The sequence below is a fragment of the Nonomuraea sp. NPDC001699 genome (genome assembly GCF_053596455.1).
Genome location: NZ_JBSFGF010000002.1, coordinates 118,652 through 138,288, shown reverse-complemented (window position 1 = coordinate 138,288; position 19,637 = coordinate 118,652). Strand labels below are relative to the sequence as shown.

Here is a 19,637-nt window from a genome sequence, read left to right as displayed (position 1 = left end):
CCCCTCCCCCAACCGAGGAGATCCATGTTCCGGCGACTCGCCCTGTCCCTGCCCCTCGTCCTCCTGGCCCTGGCCTCCCCGCCTGCCGCCGCGGTCGGCACTGTGGTCGACGTCGCCCATCGGGGCGCGTCGGCGTACGCGCCGGAGAACACCGTCGCCGCCTTCCAGCTCGCCGCCCGCCAGGGGGCCGCCATGTTCGAGCTGGACGTCCAGGAGACCAAGGACCACGAGCTGGTCCTGATGCACGACACCACCCTCGCCCGGACCACCGACGTCGAGCACGTCCTGCCCGAGCTGGCCCCCTGGCGGGTGCGCGACCTCACGCTCGCGCAGATCCGCACGCTGGACGCGGGCTCCTGGTTCGACCGGGAGTACACCGGCGAGCGGGTCCCGCCCCTCCAGGAGGCGCTGCGCGCGATGGCCGGTTCCCGCGTCGGCCTGCTGATGGAGGTCAAGGAGCCCCGGCTCTACCCGGGCATCGAGGAACGCATCGTCCGCACGCTGCGCGCCGATCCCGTCTGGCTCATGCCGGGACGGCTGGTGGCGCAGTCGTTCGACTGGGACTCGATGCGCGCCTTCCACCGGCTGCTGCCCGAGGTGCCGATCGGGCTGCTCGGCACGCCGGACGCCGACACGCTGTCCGGCCTGTCCAGGTTCGCGACATACGTCAACCCGCCGTACACCGCGATCACCCCTTCGTACGTGCGGCTCGTCCACGACCACGGCATGAAGGTCTTCGCCTGGACGGTCGACAGCCCCGACGTCATGCGCCGCCTGCTGACGTACCAGGTGGACGGCATCATCACCGACCGGCCCGACGTCCTGCGCGACGTGCTGACCGAGACCTGACCCCGCGAACGCCGGTGAGGGGGACCCGTTCCCGGATCCCCCTCAGCTCAGCTCAGCAACTCGGATCAGCTGCAACCGCTGGTCGAGCCGCAGCCCTCGCAGACGTAGCAGCTTCCGGCGGGCCGCATCTTGGTGCCGCAGGTCATGCAGAGCGGCGCGTCGGCGGTGAACCGCTGGTGGCTCTCCAGCGTCAGCTCCTTGACCGGCTCCGGCTTCGGCTTCTCCTCGATCGGCGCCGACTGGGCCAGCGCCTCGCGGTCGACCGCCTCCTGCAGCGCCGCCGGGTCCTCGCCGCGCTGCTGCGCGGCGCGCTCGGCCGCCGAGAAGATGCCAAGGGCCGCCCGCTCGTCGTAGGGCAGGTGGTCGAGGGCCAGACGACGGAAGATGTAGTCCATCACCGACGTGGCCATCCGGATGTCCGGGTCGTCCGTCATGCCCGCCGGCTCGAACCGCATGTTGACGAACTTGCTCATGTACGTCTCCAGCGGCACCCCGTACTGGAGGCCGATGGAGATCGCCACCGAGAAGGCGTCCATGACGCCCGCCAGCGTCGAGCCCTGCTTGGACATCTTGAGGAAGACCTCGCCGAGCCCGTCGTCAGGGTAGGACGAAGCGGTCATGTAGCCCTTGGCCCCGCCCACGGTGAAGCGGGTGGTCATGCTGGGACGCTGGTTGGGCATGCGCCGCCGGGTCGGCCGGTTGACCTCGATGACCTTGACCTCGGGCTCGGCCTCGACGGCCTTCGGCTCGTCCTTCTTGGCGCCGTTGCCGGCCGACAGCGGCTGGCCGACCTTGCAGTTGTCGCGGTAGACGGCCAGCGCCTTCAGGCCGAGCTTCCAGCCCTCCAGGTAGACCTGCTCGATGTCGTCGATCGAGGCCGACTCCGGCAGGTTGACCGTCTTGGAGATCGCGCCGGACAGGAACGGCTGGGTCGCCGCCATCATCCGCACGTGGCCCATCGGCGCGATGGCCCGCTCGCCCATCGCGCAGTCGAACACCTCGTAGTGCTCCTTGCGCAGGCCGGGGGCGTCGACGACGTGGCTGTGCTCGCCGATGTACTCGACGATGGCCTCGATCTGCTCCTGCTGGTAGCCGAGCTGCTTGAGCGCCCGCGGGATCGTCTGGTTGACGATCTGCATCGAGCCGCCGCCGACCAGCTTCTTGAACTTGACCAGCGCGAGGTCGGGCTCGATGCCGGTGGTGTCGCAGTCCATCATCAGGCCGATGGTGCCGGTGGGGGCGAGCAGGCTGGCCTGGGCGTTGCGGTAGCCGTTCTTCTCGCCGACCTTCAGGCACTCCGACCACTGGCGCGACGCCTCGGCGTGGATCTTCGCGTCCATGGTGCCGACCGTGCGCAGGTTGTCGTTGGCCGCGGCGTGCTTGCGCATGACCCGCTTGTGCGGCTCGGCGTTGCGGGCATAACCGTCGTACGCCCCCACCACGCCGGCCAGCTCGGCGCTGCGCCGGTAGGACACACCGGTCATCAGCGACGTGATCGCCCCGGCCACCGCGCGGCCGCCGTCGGAGTCGTAGGCGTGGCCCGTGGCCATGAGCAGCGCGCCCAGGTTGGCGTAGCCGATGCCGAGCTGACGGTAGGCCCGCGTGGTCTCGCCGATCCGCTCGGTCGGGAAGTCGGCGAAGGTGATCGAGATGTCCATCGCGGTGATGATCAGCTCGGTCAGCTTGACGAAGTCGGCGACGTTGAAGGTGTTGTCGTCCTTCAGGAACTTCAGCAGGTTGATGCTGGCCAGGTTGCATGAGGAGTTGTCCAGGTGCACGTACTCGGAGCACGGGTTGCTGGCGGTGATCCGGCCGGTCTCCGGCGTGGTGTGCCAGTCGTTGATCGTGTCGTCGTACTGCACACCCGGGTCGGCGCACTCCCAGGCGGCCTTGGCCATCTTGCGGAACAGGTCCTTGGCGTCGACCTTCTCGATGACCTCGCCGGTCAGGCGGGCGCGCAGGCCGAACTCGTCGCCCTTCTCCACCGCCTTCATGAACTCGTCGGAGACGCGCACCGAGTTGTTGGCGTTCTGGTACTGGACGGAGACGATGTCCTTGCCGCCCAGGTCCATGTCGAAACCGGCGTCACGCAGGGCGCGAACCTTGTCCTCTTCGCGCGCCTTGGTCTCGATGAACTCCTCGATGTCGGGGTGGTCGACGTCGAGCACGACCATCTTGGCCGCCCGGCGCGTCGCGCCGCCCGACTTGATCGTGCCCGCGGAGGCGTCCGCGCCGCGCATGAAGCTGACCGGGCCGCTGGCCGTGCCGCCGCTGGAGAGCAGCTCCTTGGACGAACGGATGCGGGACAGGTTGACCCCCGACCCCGAACCGCCCTTGAAGATCACGCCCTCTTCCTTGTACCACTCCAGGATCGACTCCATCTGGTCGTCCACGGAGAGGATGAAACACGCGCTGACCTGCTGCGGCGACGCGGTGCCCACGTTGAACCAGACCGGCGAGTTGAACGCGAAGACCTGGTGGACCAGCGCGTGCTTGAGCTCGTGGTCGAAGATCTCGGCGTCCTCGTCGCTGGCGAAGTAGCCGTGCTCGATGCCCGTCCTGGTGTAGACGCCGACGACCCGGTCGACGAGCTGCTTCAGGCTCCACTCGCGCTGCGGCGTGCCCACGGCGCCGCGGAAGTACTTGGTGGTCACGATGTTGGCCGCGTTCACCGACCAGGACTCGGGGAACTCGACGCCCCGCTGCTCGAAGTTGATCGAGCCGTCGCGCCAGTTCGTCATCACGACGTCACGGCGCTCCCACTGGACCTCGTCATACGGGTGCACGCCGGGCTTGGTGAAGATCCGCTTCATCCGCAACCCCTTACGCGGCCTCTTTCCCCCGCGCGCCACTGAACCGCTGGCCGTGTCCGTCATGACTCCCCCTTCTCCGCCTTCAACTGTGAGATCTCGGCTTCGAAGTCCGCCAGGCTCTCGAAACCGCGATAAACCGATGCGAATCGCAGGTAGGCCACCTCGTCCAGCTCCCGGAGCGGACCGAGGATCGCCAGGCCCACCTCGTTCGACGGCAGCTCGGCCGCGCCCTTGGCCCGGATGGCCTCCTCGACGCGCTGCCCGAGCTGCGCCAGCGAGTCCTCACTGACCGGCCTGCCCTGACAGGCCCGCCGCACGCCCGCGACGACCTTGTCCCGCGAGAACGGCTCCGTCACCCCGCTGCGTTTGCTCACCATCAGCAGGACGGTCTCCTGCGTGGTGAACCTGCGCCCGCACTCGGGACAGGTACGGCGGCGCCGGATGGCCGCGCCGTCGTCCGTGGACCGGCTGTCGATGACCCTGGTGTCAGGGTGGCGACAGAACGGACAGTGCACGGCTTCGCCTCCTTGACCTGCACGGCACACCACACGCGTAAAACCCTCGCCGCGGTACGCTCGCGCACGCCCCACGGCTCGCCATGGTGCGGTCACGGAAACACAAGGTGTGGTGAACCGACATCGGTGTAACTACTAGATGTTGTGGTCCAACCGTAGAAGCGCGCGACCATGAACGCAAGTTGAGCGGCACCGTGGAGCCGAAGTCGCTGATCAGCCCCTCAGTCACACAGGCCCCGGGCGTGTCGCCCCGGCCAGGCCCCCGCGCGCCCGCGCCGGCCGCCCTCCGTCACCCGACGACGACCAGCCCAAACAGGCCCCACAAAGGTACCGGAGCCCACACCCTCCCCCCACCTCCCACGGCTCCCGAAAGACCCTCCCCCCTACCCCCGAAATCCCCACAAGAACCTCCGCACCCGCCACCACCACAGATCAGCCCTGCTCCCACGCACACCCACCGGAACCGGCCCCTTGACGCGACAGGACCGCCCCGCCCAGAGGCGCCAGGCGAGACCGGCCCCGCCCCCCCAGCGGTCAGCCGTCAACGGTCGGCTGGTGGGCGGCCGGCGGTCGGCGGCGCGGAGGGACGTGCAGCCTGGCGCTGGAACGGAGCGCCGGGCAACCCGTCAAGGCGCCGGTCACCGCGCGTCCGCGATCCCCCACACTCCGGCCCCCAGAACGGCTTCCACCGACGACATCCCCGCACGGCCAGGCACCACGGCACCCGCGGCCGCATGCCCAGCCGCCCGCGTCCCCAGCCAGAACCCGCCCAAGGACAGCAACACCATGCCCACCACGAGCACGATCCGCCCCCGCCGGGTCAGCCGCACCGGAGGAGCGGGCGCCTTGCCCCCTCCACTCCGCACGATCACTCCGACGCCACGCCCCGGCCGCCGCAACGCCCGTCGACTCCACACACGCCCTCCGCCGTTACCGGCCCGAGCACTTCCGACCCCCACGACACGCCCCAGCACCTCACGCCCCCCGTGAACCTCTCCCCCACCGGAACTCCCGTCCCCTCGCGCCCCCCGACGCCCCGAACCCCCCGACCCGGCCAGCACCTGCCCCCGCTCTCCCCCCGAAGCCTCACCCGAACGTCTTCCCCACCGCTCGGACCGCTCCGCCACCTGCCCCCGGTCCCCGTCAGAAGGCTCGCCCGAACGCCTTCTCCGCCGCTCGGACCGCTCCGCCGTCTGTCCCGGGCCTCGCCTCTGCGTGTCGAGCCGACCGCCCGTCTCCTCCTGACGCCGCCCCTGCGTCTCCGTCTGCTCGGCCGCCCTGTCACCGGCGCGGCGCCTTCGAGCGTCGAGTCGGCTCACGGGCTCGCCCGGGCGGCGCCGTCCCCACGGGCGATCGCCTCGGGGGTCCGGGCGTCGTTCCCGACGGCCGTCCGGCAGGTCCGCCGAGGCCCGTCCTGTCTGTCGTGCCGCCCGGCCTCGCGTCTCCGTCGCCTCCGCCTCGCCCTCCGGACGTCGTCGGCGTGCTTCGGGTGACCGTCGGCGTTGTTTGCCGCGCGGAGCCTCCCCGGCCCCTCGCTTCTCGGCCACGTCCGCCCCTGGACGACGCCCCTCGCGCCCCCGCGCCAGACGCCCTGCCCGTCGGCCCGAACCCCGCTCGCGCTCGGCGGAGGCGGTCTCGGGCGGGCGGTCGCGGAGCTGGGAGACGTCCGTCCCGGCAGCGACGCCCCGGCCCGCGTGGCGGCGGCCGGTGAGCGTGGCGTCGGCGGGGCGGGGGTCCGCGCCGACCCGCGACACCGCCCGGTCGGTGTCCGCGTCCGCGTCGGGACGCGGCGAGGGGACCAGCCACAGACGGGGGCGGTCCGAGCCGCGCGCGGCGCCACCGGAGCCGCCGGCACGGCGGCGCCGGGTGTTCGAATCGGGCGCGGGCCGTTCTGCCCGGTTCTCGTGCCGGCCGGAGCCCGTACGCGGGTCGTCCCCCCGTCGGCCCCGACCCCGGGTGGCGTCGGCGATGAGAGTGAGCCGGTTGACGTCTTCGCTGGTCGTGTCGGTGCTCGGGATCGTTCGCACGATTGACCTCCCGCCGTCTGGCCCGAGGAAGCGGCCAAAATATGATCAGCAAATCGAACACGGTGTCGATCGAACTCCCGTACGATGTTGTACACCACGCTGGCAACAATTTCGAGGAAGACTCGAACAATTGTTTGAAGATGATCTTCAACAGCGATACGGTCGCTGTGTGCGACATCAAGACCACGGACCGGGAGGTTCGCCGGTGAGGCGGGCCGCCGCCAGGCGAGGAGGAAGAGCATGAGCGAGCGGGAAGACGCGAACGGGGTCACAGACCTCGCGGTGCGCCGACGCGACTCCCTGGGCCTGACGCCCAGGCAGCGCAAGATCCTCGAAGTGATCCGCGATTCGGTGCAGCAGCGCGGCTACCCGCCCTCGATGCGCGAGATCGGCGAGGCCGTGCAGCTGACGAGCACGTCCAGCGTGTCGCACCAGTTGACCGCCCTGCAGCGCAAGGGCTACCTGCGGCGCGACCCGCATCGGCCGCGCGCCCTGGAGGTGCGCCTGCCCGGCGAGCCCGTGCTGTGGGTCGACCCCGACGCGACCGACGACGAGGCGCCCGTGAGCCGGCCGACCGCCGCCTACGTACCGCTCGTGGGCCGCATCGCCGCCGGTGGTCCGATCCTGGCCGAGGAGAGCGTGGAGGACGTCTTCGCCCTTCCCAAGCAGCTCGTCGGCGAGGGCACGCTCTTCCTGCTCCAGGTCGCCGGTGACTCGATGATCGAGGCCGCCATCGCCGACGGCGACTGGGTGGTCGTCCGCCAGCAGCCGGTCGCAGAGAGCGGCGACATCGTGGCCGCCATGATCGAGGGCGAGGCCACGGTCAAGACGTTCAAGCGCAAGGACGGGCACGTGTGGCTGGTGCCTCACAACCCGAACTACGAGCCCATTCCCGGCGACGAGGCCAGCGTTCTGGGCAAGGTGGTGGCCGTCCTCCGCCGCCTCTAGCACTCCGTCGCCGACCGGCAGCCGCCCTCCTCCACGGGGGTCGCGGCCGCCGTCCGACTTCCATACGATCCGGCCTCCCTCGTACGGGGGCTGCGGTCGCTCGCGCCATCTGGCGATTCCTCGCAGGTCGCACGCACCTGACGCCGCCCTCCCCGGCGGGGCCCTTCACCCGGCCTCACTGAGGAGGGCGGCGCCGCGTGGCCCCGCTCGCGCCCCTCCAGGCCCGGACAGCAGCAACACGGCCGGGTCCATCACGCATGCCGCGACAGGGCGCCCCAAAGGCGAAAGACGACCGGTAGCGCGCCCCCGCTCCAACGAGCCCCGCTTCCGCCGGCGCAGCCACAAACGCCCCACGGCCCTGCCACGCCGCAAACTCCTAGAATGTGCCCGTGACCGACACGAACCCCCCAAAAGAGACGCATGCCCCCAAAGAGACCAACGTCTCCAAGGAGATGCAGGACCTCAAAAAGACGCATGACGGTCTCAAGTGGGCACTCCCCGCCCCCGGGGTCATCCCGGCCTGGATCGCCGACATGGACCTGTCCACCGCCCCCGAGGTGATCGAGGCCCTGACCCGCCGCGCCGCCGGCGACCTCGGCTACCCGACCTGGCTCGACCAGCCGCAGAGCGGCCCCCTGGCCGAGGCGTTCGCCGAGCGCATGGCCGCCCGCCACGGCTGGGCCGCCGACCCCTCGTACGTCCACACGTTCAGCGACATCAACCAGGCCCTCCAGGTGCTGCTGCACCTCTGGACCAGGCCCGGTGACGGCGTCGCGCTGCACACCCCCGCCTACCACCCGTTCCTGACCACCCTCGACACCATGGAACGCCCGCTCGTCCCCATCCAGCTCGAACCGGACGGCGACGCGTGGCGGTTCGAGGTGCCCGACCTGTCCGGCTGCCGGGTGCTCCTGCTGGTCAACCCGCAGAACCCGACGGGCCGCGTGTTCACCCGCGCCGAGCTGGAAGGGCTGGCCGAGCACGTGGAACGCCACGACCTGCTGGTCCTGGCCGACGAGATCCACGCCGACCTCACGTACGAACCGCACCGGCACATCCCCTTCGCCACGATCCTCCCCGAGCGCACGGTCACCCTCACCTCGGCGACGAAGGCGTTCAACCTGGGCGGAATCCGCTGCTCGGTCGCCCACATCGGCCCCGCCGAGGTGCGCGCGGCCGTGGCGGCGCAGCCGCCGTTCCTGTTCGGGTCGGCGAACCTGCTCGGGGTGGAGGCCACGGTCGCGGCCTGGCGGCACGGTGACGCCTGGCTGGACAGGACCAGGGCGCTGCTCGACCGCAACCGCCGCCTGATCGCCGAGCGGCTGCCGGACCGGTTCGGGTACCGGGTCCCGCAGGCCACCTACCTGGCGTGGCTGCACACCGGACGGCCGGGCACGGCCGAGGTCATCGAGCGGGAGGCGAAGGTGCGGCTCAACGACGGCGCGGCGTTCGGGCCGGGCGGCGCGGACTACGTACGGCTGAACTTCGCGACGACGGAGGCGATGTTGTCGGAGATCCTCACCAGGCTGAGCTGAGGAACGACCCGGCCAGGCCGAGGGGCGGCCCGGACGGGCCGCCCCTCGGCGGGAGGATCAGCCCAGCGGCGGCAGATCGGGCGCGGTGGCGGCCGGGCGCTCCTCAAGGGCGGCGAGCGCCAGCTCGACCGCCTTCTCCAGCTGCGGGTCACGGCCCGCCACCCGGTCCTGCGGCGTGATCACGACCTCGATGTCGGGATCGACGCCGTGGTTCTCCACGCCCCAGCCCGGCCCCTCCAGCCAGAACGAGTACCGCGGCTGGGTCACCACGGTCCCGTCCACCAGGGAGTAGCGCGAGTCGATGCCGATGACGCCGCCCCAGGTCCGGGTGCCGACCAGCGGGCCGAGGGCGCGGTTCTTGATCCCGGCGCTGACGATGTCGCCGTCGGACCCGGCGAACTCGTCGGCGACGGCCACGATGGGCCCGCGGGGCGAGTCCTCGGGGTAGCGCATCGGCTCGTAGCCGCGGGCCCGCGCCCAGCCGGTGACCCTGCGCGACAGCTTCTCCAGCACGAGCTCCGACAGGTGCCCGCCGCTGTTCTCGCGCACGTCCACGACCAGCCCGTCGTAGGCCATCTCGGTACGCAGGTCGCGGTGGAACTGCGCCCACCCGGTGGCCACCATGTCCGGTACGTGCAGGTAACCGAGCCTGCCGCCGGACGCCTCGCGGACGAAGGCCCGCCGGTTCTCCACCCAGTCGTGGTAGCGGAGCTGGCTGTCGTCGGCGAGCGGGGTGACGACGACCCGGCGCGGCGAGCCGCCGGCGGCGGGCCGCACGGTCAGCTCCACGGGCTGGTCGGCGGTGCCGGACAGCAGCGCGAGCGGGCCGCGTACCGGATCGACCGGACGTCCGCCCACCGCCACGATCGCGTCACCGGGACGGATCGCGACGCCGGGCGCGAGCAGCGGCGAGCGGGCCGCGTGGTCGGACGTCTCACCGGGCAGGATGCGCTCGACCCGCCACGTCCCGTCCTCGTCCTTGGCCAGGTCGGCGCCGAGCAGGCCCTGACGGCGGCGCGGATCGGTGACGCCGTCGTGGCCCCTGGCGTAGGCGTGCGAGGTGCCCAGCTCGCCCTGCACCTCCCACAGCAGGTCGATCAGCTCGGAGTGGCTGCCGAGGCAGGAGACCAGCGGCTCGTACCGGTCGAGCGTGGCCTGCCAGTCGTGGCCGCCCATGTCCTCGCGCCAGAAGTGGTCGCGCATGAGCCGTCCGGCCTCGCGGTAGCCCTGGAGCCACTCGGCGACCGGGTCGATCTGGACGGTGATGCGGTCGAGGTCGATCGTGACGACCTCGTCGCCCTCGCCGGCCGCCCGCGTCTGCAGCCCGTTCTTGCCGTTGGTGACGAGCCTGGTGCCGTCGCCGCTGACCTCGAAGGCGCGCAGCTCCTTGCCCAGCTCGGCCTTGGCGCGCTTCTTGAGGTCGTAGCGTTCGAGCACGGTCTCGCTCGTCGGCTCGGTGCCGTCGCCGAGCTGGCCCGTGACGGGGTGGCGGAGCCACAGCAGCGCGTCCTTGGCGGTCCTGAGGTTGCCGTAGCGGCCCGCCGGCACGGGGACGGGCACCACCCGCGAGGCCAGCCCCTCGGGGTCCACCTCGGTACGCGGCGGCGCGTCGTCCTTCTTGTCGTCCTTGGCCGGCTTGTCGTCCTCCCCGTTGAACCCGCGTCCCTGCAACGACGGGTCGAACGGCGACGGCGTGGTGGCCTGCAGCGGCACGATGTACGGCCGGCAGCCCGCCGGGAACGACAGGTCGAAGACGTGCGCGTCGTAGACCGGGTCGAACGTGCGCACCGACAGGAACGCCAGGTGCTTGCCGTCCTTGGTGAACATCGGGTCGTAGTCGGAGAAGCGCAGCGGCGTCACGTCGATCACGGACGTGCCGTCCACGCGGCCCATCTTGATCTGCGACAGCGGCTCGTGGTCGGGGTGCACCCAGGCCAGCCAGCCGGAGTCCGGCGAGAAGGTGAGCCCGCTGATGTCGCCCTGCGTGGTGCGGTCCAGCTCCCGCAGGTCGCCCGACTCCAGGTCCACGACCAGCAGCCGCCCGTCGTGGGTGGCCACGGCCGCGTGCTTGCCGTCGGGCGCGGCGGTCAGTTCGAGCACCCTGCCGAGCTGCCCGCCGGCCAGGGTCCTGATCTCGCCGCCCGGGGTGCCGACCTCCAGGCCGTCCTCGCCGCCGGCGTCCGAGACCCACACGGCCCGGCCGTCGGCGCCGAGGGCGCGCGGCAGGCGCACCCGCACGCCGGGTTCCACCCGGAGCGCGCCCGCGGGCCCGTCGCGGTGGGTCACCCAGTGCGCGGTGCCGCGGAGCTCGACCGCGCTGGCCCGCCCGGTCGCGTCCGGCGAGAAGCCCCCGACGCGCGTGGGCGCGGGCCGCCGCGCCCGTCCCGGCCGCGGGCCGCCGAGCTTCACGTCCAGTTTGTACGGCTCCGCGTCCAGGCTCTCCAGCAGCCACAGGTCCCCGGCGTGGCTGTAGATCACCCGCCGGCCGTCGCTCGTGGCGTGGCGGGCGTAGAACTCGTCGTGGGTGGTGTGCCGGCGCACGTCGGAGCCGTCGGGGAGGGCCGAGTAGAGGTTCCCGGTGCCGTCCACGTCGGACAGGTAGACGATCCGGTCGCCGACCCAGTTGATCGCCCAGTACTGGGCCGGGCTGTCGGCGAACAGCCTGGTGAACTCCCCGTCGCCCTCGGCGTCGACCCAGATCTTGGCCGCCGTGCCGCCCTTGTAGCGCTTCCACTGGGACGGCTCGCGCCAGACCGGCGACACCGTGGCCACCTTCGAGCCGCTGACGGCCGCCTCGCCGACCCATCCGTACGGCAGCCGCGCCGCTGGCCCCCCGTCGAGCGGGACGGCGTACGCCCAGAGCCGGGTGCGCGACGCCTCCCCGGTGGAGCTGATCGCGAGCACGGCGTCGTCGCCGGCCCATCCGCGGACGCCGGTCATCGCGTTGCCCCAGTGCGTCAGCCGCGTGCCCTCGGGGCCGTCGAGCTCGGCCGCGAAAACCTCGGGGGCGCCCTCCTTGCCGCTGGTCCACGCGATGCGCGAGCCGTCGGGCGAGAACCGCGGGGAGGAGACCGGCACGCGGTCGGCGGTGAAGCGCCAGGCCCGGCCGCCGGCGACGGGGGCGAGCCAGACATCGTCGTCGGCGACGAAGGTGACCAGGTCACCGGACAGGTGCGGGTATCTCAGGTATGCGCCATATGTCACAGCTAGACACTAATGCGAGACACCAAACCAGCTAAAGATTTTCTCTCACAGCAGCGCTCCACCGTACGCGAACAGCCAAGACCGTCCGATGCCCCGGATGTGCGAGGAACGGCAGGGAAGGAGCTGAACGCCACAAATCACACACTGTGAGGAATCATGAGATTTATCGCCCGCCCGCACCAGCTCCCGCCCCGCCTGGCCGCCGCCGCCATCATCCTGAACTCCGGCTTCGGCAAGGCCGAGGCCGACGAGCAGACGGCGGCCGGCCTGCACGGCATGGCCTCGGGCACGTACCCGTTCCTGCGCGGTCTGGACCCGGTGGCCTTCACCAGGCTGCTGTCGAAGGGCGAGCTCGCCCTCGGGGCCGCGCTCGTCCTGCCGTTCGTGCCGTCGCTGCTGGCCGGCGCGGGGCTGACCGCGTTCGCGGCAGGCCTGCTCGGGCTCTACCTCAGGACGCCGGGCATGCGCGAGGAGGGCAGCCTGCGCCCGACCCAGCAGGGCATCGGCCTGTCCAAGGACCTCTGGCTGCTGGCCATCGGCCTGGGGCTGGTGATCGAGGAGCTCCGCAGTGACGATTGATCTCCGGACGCCCGACCCTAATGCGGACGAAGTTGGGTAGCCCGACCATATGGTGCAAATCGGCTACACCTTGATGTCCGAGCAGACCCCGGCCCGCGAACTGGTGGACTACGCCGCCACCGCCGAACGCGTCGGCTTCGACTACGCGGTCATCTCCGACCACTACTTCCCGTGGATCGAGGAGATGGGCCACTCGCCGTACTGCTGGTCGGTGCTGGGCGCGGCGGCGCAGGTCACCGAGCGCCTGCCGCTCATGACGTACGTGACCTGCCCCATCATGCGCTACCACCCGGCGGTGGTGGCGCAGAAGGCGGCCACGATGGGCGTGCTGAGCGAGGGCCGGTTCACCCTGGGCCTGGGCGCCGGCGAGAACCTCAACGAGCACGTCGTGGGCGAGGGCTGGCCGCCGGTGGACACCAGGCACCGGATGTTCGCCGAGGCCGTGCAGATCATCAAGGAGCTGTTCAGCGGCGACTACGTCACCTACCAGGGCGAGTTCTTCGACGTCGACTCCTCCAAGCTCTACGACCTGCCCGAGGAGCAGGTGCCGATCGGCATCGCCGCCTCCGGCGGCAGGTCGGCCGAGATCGCCGCCGACCTGGGCGACGTGCTCGTCGTCAACGACCCGATGCCCGAGGTGGTGCAGCAGTTCCAGGCGGCCGGCGGCCACGGCAAGCCGGTCTACGGTCAGCTGCCGATCGCCTACGACACCGACCCCGAGGCCGCCAAGGAGCGGGCGCACCGGCTGTGGCGCTGGTCGGGCGTCGGCGGCTGGAAGGTCATGGCCGAGCTGCCCGGCCCGGTGAACTTCGCCGCCGCGGCCGGCTCGGTACGCCCCGAGGACGTCGCGAAGAGCGTGCCGTGCGGCGACGACCTGGACGCGGTCGTGCAGGGCGTCAAGAAGTTCGCCGACGCCGGATACACCCACGTGGCGCTCGTGCAGATCGGGCACGACCAGCAGGAGCCGTTCTTCGACTGGGCGGAGAAGGAACTCCTGCCGGCCCTGCGCCGGATCTGACCGGACGAGACCCGGGGGCCTCGCCTACGGGACGATGTTGACCAGCTTGGGCGCGCGCACGATCACCTTGCGCGGCGCGCCCTGGAGGTAGGCGGCCACCTTGTCGGAGGCCAGGGCCAGGGCCCGCAGCTCGTCCTCGGAGATGTCGGGGGCGACCTCCAGCCGGTCGCGCACCTTGCCCGCCACCTGCACCACGCACGTGACCGACTCCTGCACCAGCAGCGCGGGGTCGGCGACCGGCCAGCCGGCGAAGGCGACCGGAGCCGTGCGGCCCAGGCGCTCCCAGCCCTCCTCGGCGACGTAGGGCGCCACCAGCGACAACATGACGGCCAGCGACTCGGCGGCCTCGCGCACCGCCGGGTCGGCCGCGCCGGGACCGGAGTCGATGGCCTTGCGCGCGGCCGAGGTCAGCTCCATCATGCGGGCCACCGCGACGTTGAAGCGCTGCGACTCGACCAGCTTGGTGACCTCGTCGATGGTGCGGTGGGTGACCTTGCGCAGCTCGGCGTCGCCGCCCTCGAACGGCACGCCGGGCTCGGCGGTCGCCTCCGACATCACGCGCAGCGCGCGGGCCAGGAACTTCTGCGAGGCGGCCGGCGAGACGTCGGCCCAGTCGATGTCGTCCTCCGGCGGACCGGCGAAGATCATCGTCAGGCGGACGGCGTCGACGCCGAACTCGTCGATCTGCAGGCCCAGGTCGATGCCGTTGCCCAGGGACTTCGACATGGCCTTGCCGCCGTTGATCACCTGCCCCTGGTTCAGCATGCGCAGGAACGGCTCGGTGAAGCTCACCATGCCCATGTCGTGCAGGACCTTGGTGAAGAAGCGCGAGTACAGCAGGTGGAGGACGGCGTGCTCGATGCCGCCGACGTACTGGTCGATCGGGCCCCACTTGCGCACCTGCTCGGGGTCGAACGGCCCGTCGGTGTAGCCGGGCGAGGTGTAGCGCAGGTAGTACCAGGACGAGTCGACGAACGTGTCCATCGTGTCGGTGTCGCGCTTGGCCGGCCCGCCGCACTTGGGGCACTCGACGTTGACCCACTCGGTGGCGCTGGCCAGCGGGGAGACGCCCTTGGGCGCCAGCGCCTCGCCGCGCAGGTCGGGCAGCGTGACGGGCAGCTGCTCGTCGGGGACGGGCACCTCGCCGCAGTCGGCGCAGTGGATGATCGGGATCGGCGTGCCCCAGAAGCGCTGGCGGGACAGCAGCCAGTCGCGCAGCCGGAAGTTGACCGCGCCGGTGCCCCGGCCCTCGACCTCCAGGATCTCGATGATCTTGGCGATGGCCTCGACCTTGGTCAGGCCGTCCAGCGGGCCGGAGTTGACCAGCGTGCCCTCGCCGGGCGTGGCCTCGCCGGTCTCGCCGGGGTCGGCCAGGCCGGTGTGGACGACGACCTTGACCGGCAGCTCGAACCGCCGGGCGAAGTCGAGGTCGCGCTGGTCGTGGGCGGGCACGGCCATGATCGCGCCGTGGCCGTAGTCGGACAGCACGTAGTCGGCCGCCCAGACCGGGATGCGCTCGCCGTTGACCGGGTTGACCGCGTGGCGGCCCAGGAAGACGCCGGTCTTCTCCTTGTCGGTGGCCAGGCGCTCGATGTCGCTCAGCTTGGCGACCTCGGCGCGGTACGCCTCGAAGGCCGGACGCTGCTCGTCGGTGACGATCTCGTCGGCCAGCGCGGCGTCGACCGCGACGACGAAGAAGGTGGCGCCGTACAGGGTGTCGGGGCGCGTGGTGTAGACGTGGACCGGCTCGTCGCGACCCTCGATCTCGAACAGCACGTCGGCGCCCTCGGAGCGGCCGATCCAGTTGCGCTGCATGGTCAGCAGGCGCTCGGGCCAGCCGGTCAGCTGCTCCATGTCGTCCAGCAGGCGCTGGGCGTAGTCAGTGATCTTGAAGTACCACTGGGTCAGCTCGCGGCGGATGACGTCGGCGCCGCAGCGCTCGCACTTGCCCGCCACGACCTGCTCGTTGGCCAGCACCGTCTGGTCGTTGGGGCACCAGTTGACCAGGCCGCCCTTGCGGTAGGCCAGGCCGCGCTCGAAGAAGCGGTTGAACAGCCACTGGTTCCAGCGGTAGTACTCGGGGTCGCTGGTGTGCAGGCGGCGCGACCAGTCGAAGGAGATGCCGTAGCGCCGGAAGGAGTTGGCCTGCGTCTCGATGTTGGCGTAGGTCCACTCGGCGGGGTGGGCGTTGCGCTTGATCGCGGCGTTCTCGGCGGGCAGGCCGAAGGAGTCCCAGCCGATCGGGTGCAGGACGTTGTACCCCTGCTGCATCCAGTAGCGCGCGACGACGTCGCCGATGGCGAACACCTCGCCGTGGCCCATGTGCAGGTCGCCCGACGGGTAGGGGAACATGTCGAGCATGTAGCGCCGCTCCCGGGGGTCGGCCGCGTCCTCGCTCGCCCGGTAGGGCTCCTGTTCCTCCCATCGCTGCTGCCACTTGGCCTGCAGCGCCTGCGGGTCGTACTCACTCACGGCTACTGTCCTTCTGGCTTGACTCGGACCCATAAGAAAACCCCTCGTGCACGACGAGGGGTAGCCGCGACGGCGAGACCTCTCAGGGCCGTCGCGGCCCGCTGAGAAGCAGGGTCGCGGAACGCATGTGTCAAGCCTAGCGCACGTCTTCCGCGGAATGCAGATACTCGGACGACCGGCGCAGGCACAATAGACCCTTCAGGTCCAGCGAGACCTGATGGTGATGTATCCGTTGTGACCTCATATGTCCCTTTAGAATACTGTCGTCGCGTGGTGTACCCAGCTGAGCCAAGTCGACCGGAGGGCGACCTGCCGCTGCAGGATCCGCCAACCGATCCGTACGGCTTCGCTCGTTTCGCTGCGAAACCAGCCGTATCTCCTGGAAAATCCCATGAGATCATGCCTGGTACGTCACATCCGGATATAGCGGCACATCCGGACACAACCTCGGGAGGGCCGGCAGCAATGGCAACGGAGAATTCCTCGAGCTCCGGGGCGTCGCACCTGCCACCGTCCTGGCCGGAGGTCCGCAACGACGTACCTTCCTCCTGGCCGTCCGGCGGGCAGGAGCCCCCCGGCGTGCCGACGTCGTGGCCGGAGACCGCCCAGGCCCAGCCGTCCTGGCCCGACGCGCCGCAGGCGCCCTCCTGGCCCGAACCGCCGCGCGCCGACGCCTCCTGGCCCGACGCCCCGCGCAACGGCTCCCCCCGCAACGACCCGCGCGGTGACACGCGCAACGACATGCGCAGTGACATGCGCGGCGACCCGCGCTCGCACCAGCAGGGCGGCGACGCGTCGTGGCCGGAGCCGGCGCGGCCGTCCTGGCCGGAGCCGCCGCGGCAGGAGCAGGGCTGGCCCGAGACGCCCCGCCAGGAGACCCCCGTCTCCTGGCCGGAGCAGTCGTCGCCGGTCCGGCCGCAGGACCCGGTGCCCGCCTGGTCGCAGCCGCCGACGCCGTCCCCCGGCGCGTGGTCCAACCTCTCCTCGCCCGCGCCCTGGCCCAACAGCCCCTCGGCCGCCCCCTCCGCACCCGCCGGCGACCCGCTGGACCACACCGTCACGCTGGGCCGCGCGCCCGGCCCGCTCGACGCGCCCGTCCGGCCGGGGCCGTCGCCGCTCGACGGCCCCGGCGCGCCGCCCGCCCACCCGGCCGACGAGCACACCGTCATGTACGGCGGCCGCCAGGCCGACACCATGATCGGGATCGGCGACAACGGGATGCAGCCCGGCCCGCTCGCGGCGGCCCACGTCGGCGCGCCTCCGACGGGCCCCGGCATGCCCGGCGCCCCTGGTGCGCCCGGCATGCCCGGCGGGCCCGCCGACGGCCACCCCGACGACCAGAACCGCCCCGGCTCCAACCTGAACCGCGACCCCTCCGACCCCGACCGCCGGTTCGTCACGGCCGGTCAGATCAGCGGCTCGCGCACCCCGCCTCCCGACCGCCAGCAGGAGCTCTGGAACAACGTCTTCGGCGACGAGTACGAGGGCGACTCCCTGGACGACGAGCCGGGCAAGCCCATCTGGATCTACGCGCTCGGCGGCTCGGTCGTGATCGCCCTGATCGCGGCGCTGCTGTGGGCGTTCCTCGCGGGCCCGCTGGCCGGCGAGGACACGCCGGAGAGCAAGACGGCCTCCTCCCCCGCGGCCTCGGCCGGCCCCACGAAGGGGGGCACGGGCAAGCCGTCCACCACGATCCCCGCCCTGCCCAAGTACCCGGGCAAGGCGTCCCCGGTGACCGGGCGGGTGGAGGACGCGGCGGCCGGCGTCTCCCTGCCCCGCCTGGGCGGCACCTGGCAGCTCGACCAGCGCGCCACGGTCAAGTCCACCTTCGGCTACGACACCCGCCAGTACGTGCAGGTCGCGCCTGAGAAGTTCGCCCAGGTCATGTCGGGGCCGCTCCCGGCGAACCTGTCCTCCCTCTACCAGGAGGACGACCTGGAGCCGGTCATCAAGCGCATGGTGCTCCAGGCCCGCAAGGACTTCTACCCCGCCGGCAACAAGGTCAGGAAGATCGCGCAGCAGCCGATCAAGGTCGGGACCGCGACCGGCCGGCTCATCGCGTACGCCATGACCTCCGGCACGGCCAAGGCCACGATCGTCACGATGGCGGTCAACACCGGCGGCGACGTGCCCGCGATCGTGTTCGTGTCGATCCCGGACGAGGGCAAGCAGCTCCTCCCGGACATCCGTACGGTGATGAACCAGCTCAAGCTGAGCGCGCAGTAACGCCGGGCCCTGGGCGTCGCCGCGGCGCCCGGGTCAGAACGTGCACTCCATGTGCTTGATCCCGTTGATGAACGAGGAGTGCAGGCGGTCGGGCCGGCCGCCCTCGATCTGCGGCACCCGCCGCAGCAGTTCGCGGAACATCACCGTGATCTCCCGCCGGGCCAGGTGGGCGCCGAGGCAGAAGTGCGGCCCGGGCCCGCCGAAGCCGACGTGCGGGTTGGGGTGGCGGGTGATGTCGAAGCGGTACGGGTCGGCGAACACCCGCTCGTCCCGGTTCGCCGCCCAGTAGAACAGCACCACCTTCTCGCCCCGGCGATAGAGGTGGCCGTTCATCTCGTGGTCGCGGGTGACCTTGCGGCGCATGAAGTTCACCGGCGAGGCCAGCCGGACGATCTCCTCCACGGCCCCGGGGGCGCGGCCCTCGACGTCCTCCAGCCACAGGGCGCGCTGGTCGGGGTTCTTGGTGAGCAGGCGCAGGCCGTAGGAGATGGCGTTCCTGGTGGTCTCGTTGCCGGCCACCACCAGCAGGATGAAGAACGACCCCAGCTCCTGCATCGTCAGCCGCTCGCCGTCGATGTTGGCGTTGACCAGCGAGGACGTCAGGTCGTTCGTGGGGTTGGCGGTGCGGTGCGCGGCGAGGTCCTGGACGAGCTGCTGCAGCTCCATGCCGGCGGTGAGCAGGCGGGTGGCGAGCTGGTCGAGGTCGTCGCCGGTGTACTCGGGGTCGAAGCCGCCCAGGATGATGTTCGAGCGGTCGAAGACGAACCGGTAGTCGCGCTCGGGGATGCCCATCATGTCGCAGATGATCTTCAAGGGCAGGCGCGCGGCCACGTCGGTGACGAAGTCGCCGCCGGGACCGGCGGCCACCAGGTCGTCGACGATCCGTACGGCGGCGGCCTCGACGTCCGACTCGAACTGTTTGATCATCTTGGGGGTGAACGCGCGGGAGACGATCCTGCGCAGCCGGGCGTGCCGGGGGTCGTCCATGTTGATCATCGAGCCGAAGTACTCGGTGAACTCGGCGGGCATGTCGGGGATGTTCGTCGCGCCGCCGTCGCCGGAGCAGAAGACCTCGGGGTTGCGGCTCGCCTCCAGGATGTCGGCGTGCCTGGCCAGCGCGTAGTAGCCGGGCCCCTTGGGCGCGACGGCCATCTCCATCTCCTCGAAGAAGGCCGGCGTCTGTCGGGCGCGCAACCGGTCGAACGCCGCCTCGCGCTCGCTCATGGGCCTGGCCCAGAAGTTCCGGTCCGAAAGGTCGAAGTCCAGGACGGTCATAGGGCCATCATTCGGAAAGCGACCACTTACGTCAATGGTTGTCACGTACACCGTACGTGGCAGCACCGGGAAAACCTGTGGCTCCTGGGGCCGGGGACTTTGTAGGGTGCCGCGCATGACGTTCTTCTTCCTCCTCGGCTAGCGATCCGCCGGCGGGCCGTGGGCTGACCCACCGC

Annotated in this window: 11 protein-coding genes; 6 read left to right on the top strand and 5 right to left on the bottom strand. The window is 71.2% G+C overall.

What is annotated here, in order from left to right; all coding sequences use genetic code 11:
- Positions 1-24: 24 nt before the first annotated feature.
- The gene (locus ACWCSU_RS06100; RefSeq protein WP_449933902.1) at positions 25-849 is read left to right on the top strand and encodes a glycerophosphodiester phosphodiesterase; all 825 of its coding nucleotides are present in this window, start codon (positions 25-27) and stop codon (positions 847-849) included.
- Positions 850-914: 65 nt separating this feature from the next.
- Here the strand turns inward: ACWCSU_RS06100 and ACWCSU_RS06095 are convergent, their stop codons facing one another.
- The gene (locus ACWCSU_RS06095) at positions 915-3,725 is read right to left on the bottom strand and encodes a vitamin B12-dependent ribonucleotide reductase (protein ID WP_357698650.1); all 2,811 of its coding nucleotides are present in this window, start codon (positions 3,723-3,725) and stop codon (positions 915-917) included.
- Positions 3,722-4,177: a transcriptional regulator NrdR gene (gene nrdR / locus ACWCSU_RS06090; protein ID WP_103955744.1), complete on the bottom strand. Its 456-nt coding sequence runs from the start codon at positions 4,175-4,177 to the stop codon at positions 3,722-3,724. Before nrdR ends, ACWCSU_RS06095 begins: the two co-directional genes overlap by 4 nt.
- Before the next feature lie 2,267 nt (positions 4,178-6,444).
- Between nrdR and lexA the strand changes: the two genes are divergently transcribed.
- Both lexA and ACWCSU_RS06080 read left to right on the top strand, forming a co-directional pair.
- Positions 6,445-7,152, top strand: a complete 708-nt coding sequence (gene lexA / locus ACWCSU_RS06085) for a transcriptional repressor LexA (protein WP_352325993.1) — start codon at positions 6,445-6,447, stop codon at positions 7,150-7,152.
- Between the two features lie 389 nt (positions 7,153-7,541).
- Positions 7,542-8,687: a MalY/PatB family protein gene (locus tag ACWCSU_RS06080; protein WP_449933899.1), complete on the top strand. Its 1,146-nt coding sequence runs from the start codon at positions 7,542-7,544 to the stop codon at positions 8,685-8,687.
- Between the two features lie 57 nt (positions 8,688-8,744).
- Here ACWCSU_RS06080 and ACWCSU_RS06075 read toward each other — a convergent pair whose 3' ends face one another.
- Positions 8,745-11,891: a S41 family peptidase gene (locus ACWCSU_RS06075; protein WP_449933897.1), complete on the bottom strand. Its 3,147-nt coding sequence runs from the start codon at positions 11,889-11,891 to the stop codon at positions 8,745-8,747.
- 156 nt (positions 11,892-12,047) lie between these two features.
- Here ACWCSU_RS06075 and ACWCSU_RS06070 point away from each other — a divergent pair, with 156 nt between their 5' ends.
- Both ACWCSU_RS06070 and ACWCSU_RS06065 read left to right on the top strand, forming a co-directional pair.
- Positions 12,048-12,470: a hypothetical protein gene (locus ACWCSU_RS06070; protein ID WP_357698657.1), complete on the top strand. Its 423-nt coding sequence runs from the start codon at positions 12,048-12,050 to the stop codon at positions 12,468-12,470.
- Positions 12,471-12,519: 49 nt separating this feature from the next.
- Positions 12,520-13,488, top strand: a complete 969-nt coding sequence (locus tag ACWCSU_RS06065) for a TIGR03557 family F420-dependent LLM class oxidoreductase (protein WP_449933895.1) — start codon at positions 12,520-12,522, stop codon at positions 13,486-13,488.
- 24 nt (positions 13,489-13,512) lie between these two features.
- Here the strand turns inward: ACWCSU_RS06065 and leuS are convergent, their stop codons facing one another.
- The gene (leuS, locus tag ACWCSU_RS06060; protein WP_357698662.1) at positions 13,513-15,993 is read right to left on the bottom strand and encodes a leucine--tRNA ligase; all 2,481 of its coding nucleotides are present in this window, start codon (positions 15,991-15,993) and stop codon (positions 13,513-13,515) included.
- 546 nt (positions 15,994-16,539) lie between these two features.
- Here leuS and ACWCSU_RS06055 point away from each other — a divergent pair.
- Positions 16,540-18,186: a hypothetical protein gene (locus ACWCSU_RS06055; protein ID WP_449933892.1), complete on the top strand. Its 1,647-nt coding sequence runs from the start codon at positions 16,540-16,542 to the stop codon at positions 18,184-18,186.
- Between the two features lie 33 nt (positions 18,187-18,219).
- Here ACWCSU_RS06055 and ACWCSU_RS06050 read toward each other — a convergent pair whose 3' ends face one another.
- Positions 18,220-19,461 (bottom strand): cytochrome P450, encoded by a 1,242-nt coding sequence (locus ACWCSU_RS06050; protein ID WP_364090784.1) that lies wholly within the window; start codon positions 19,459-19,461, stop codon positions 18,220-18,222.
- Between the last annotated feature and the right edge of the window lie 176 nt (positions 19,462-19,637).

Coding starts and splice junctions, on each gene's coding strand:
- ACWCSU_RS06100 (WP_449933902.1), top strand. CDS start 25: ATGTTCCGGCGACTCGCCCTGTCCCTGCCCCTCGTCCTCCTGGCCCTG.
- ACWCSU_RS06095 (WP_357698650.1), bottom strand. CDS start 3,725: ATGACGGACACGGCCAGCGGTTCAGTGGCGCGCGGGGGAAAGAGGCCG.
- lexA (WP_352325993.1), top strand. CDS start 6,445: ATGAGCGAGCGGGAAGACGCGAACGGGGTCACAGACCTCGCGGTGCGC.
- ACWCSU_RS06070 (WP_357698657.1), top strand. CDS start 12,048: ATGAGATTTATCGCCCGCCCGCACCAGCTCCCGCCCCGCCTGGCCGCC.
- ACWCSU_RS06065 (WP_449933895.1), top strand. CDS start 12,520: ATGGTGCAAATCGGCTACACCTTGATGTCCGAGCAGACCCCGGCCCGC.
- leuS (WP_357698662.1), bottom strand. CDS start 15,993: ATGGGTCCGAGTCAAGCCAGAAGGACAGTAGCCGTGAGTGAGTACGAC.
- ACWCSU_RS06050 (WP_364090784.1), bottom strand. CDS start 19,461: ATGACCGTCCTGGACTTCGACCTTTCGGACCGGAACTTCTGGGCCAGG.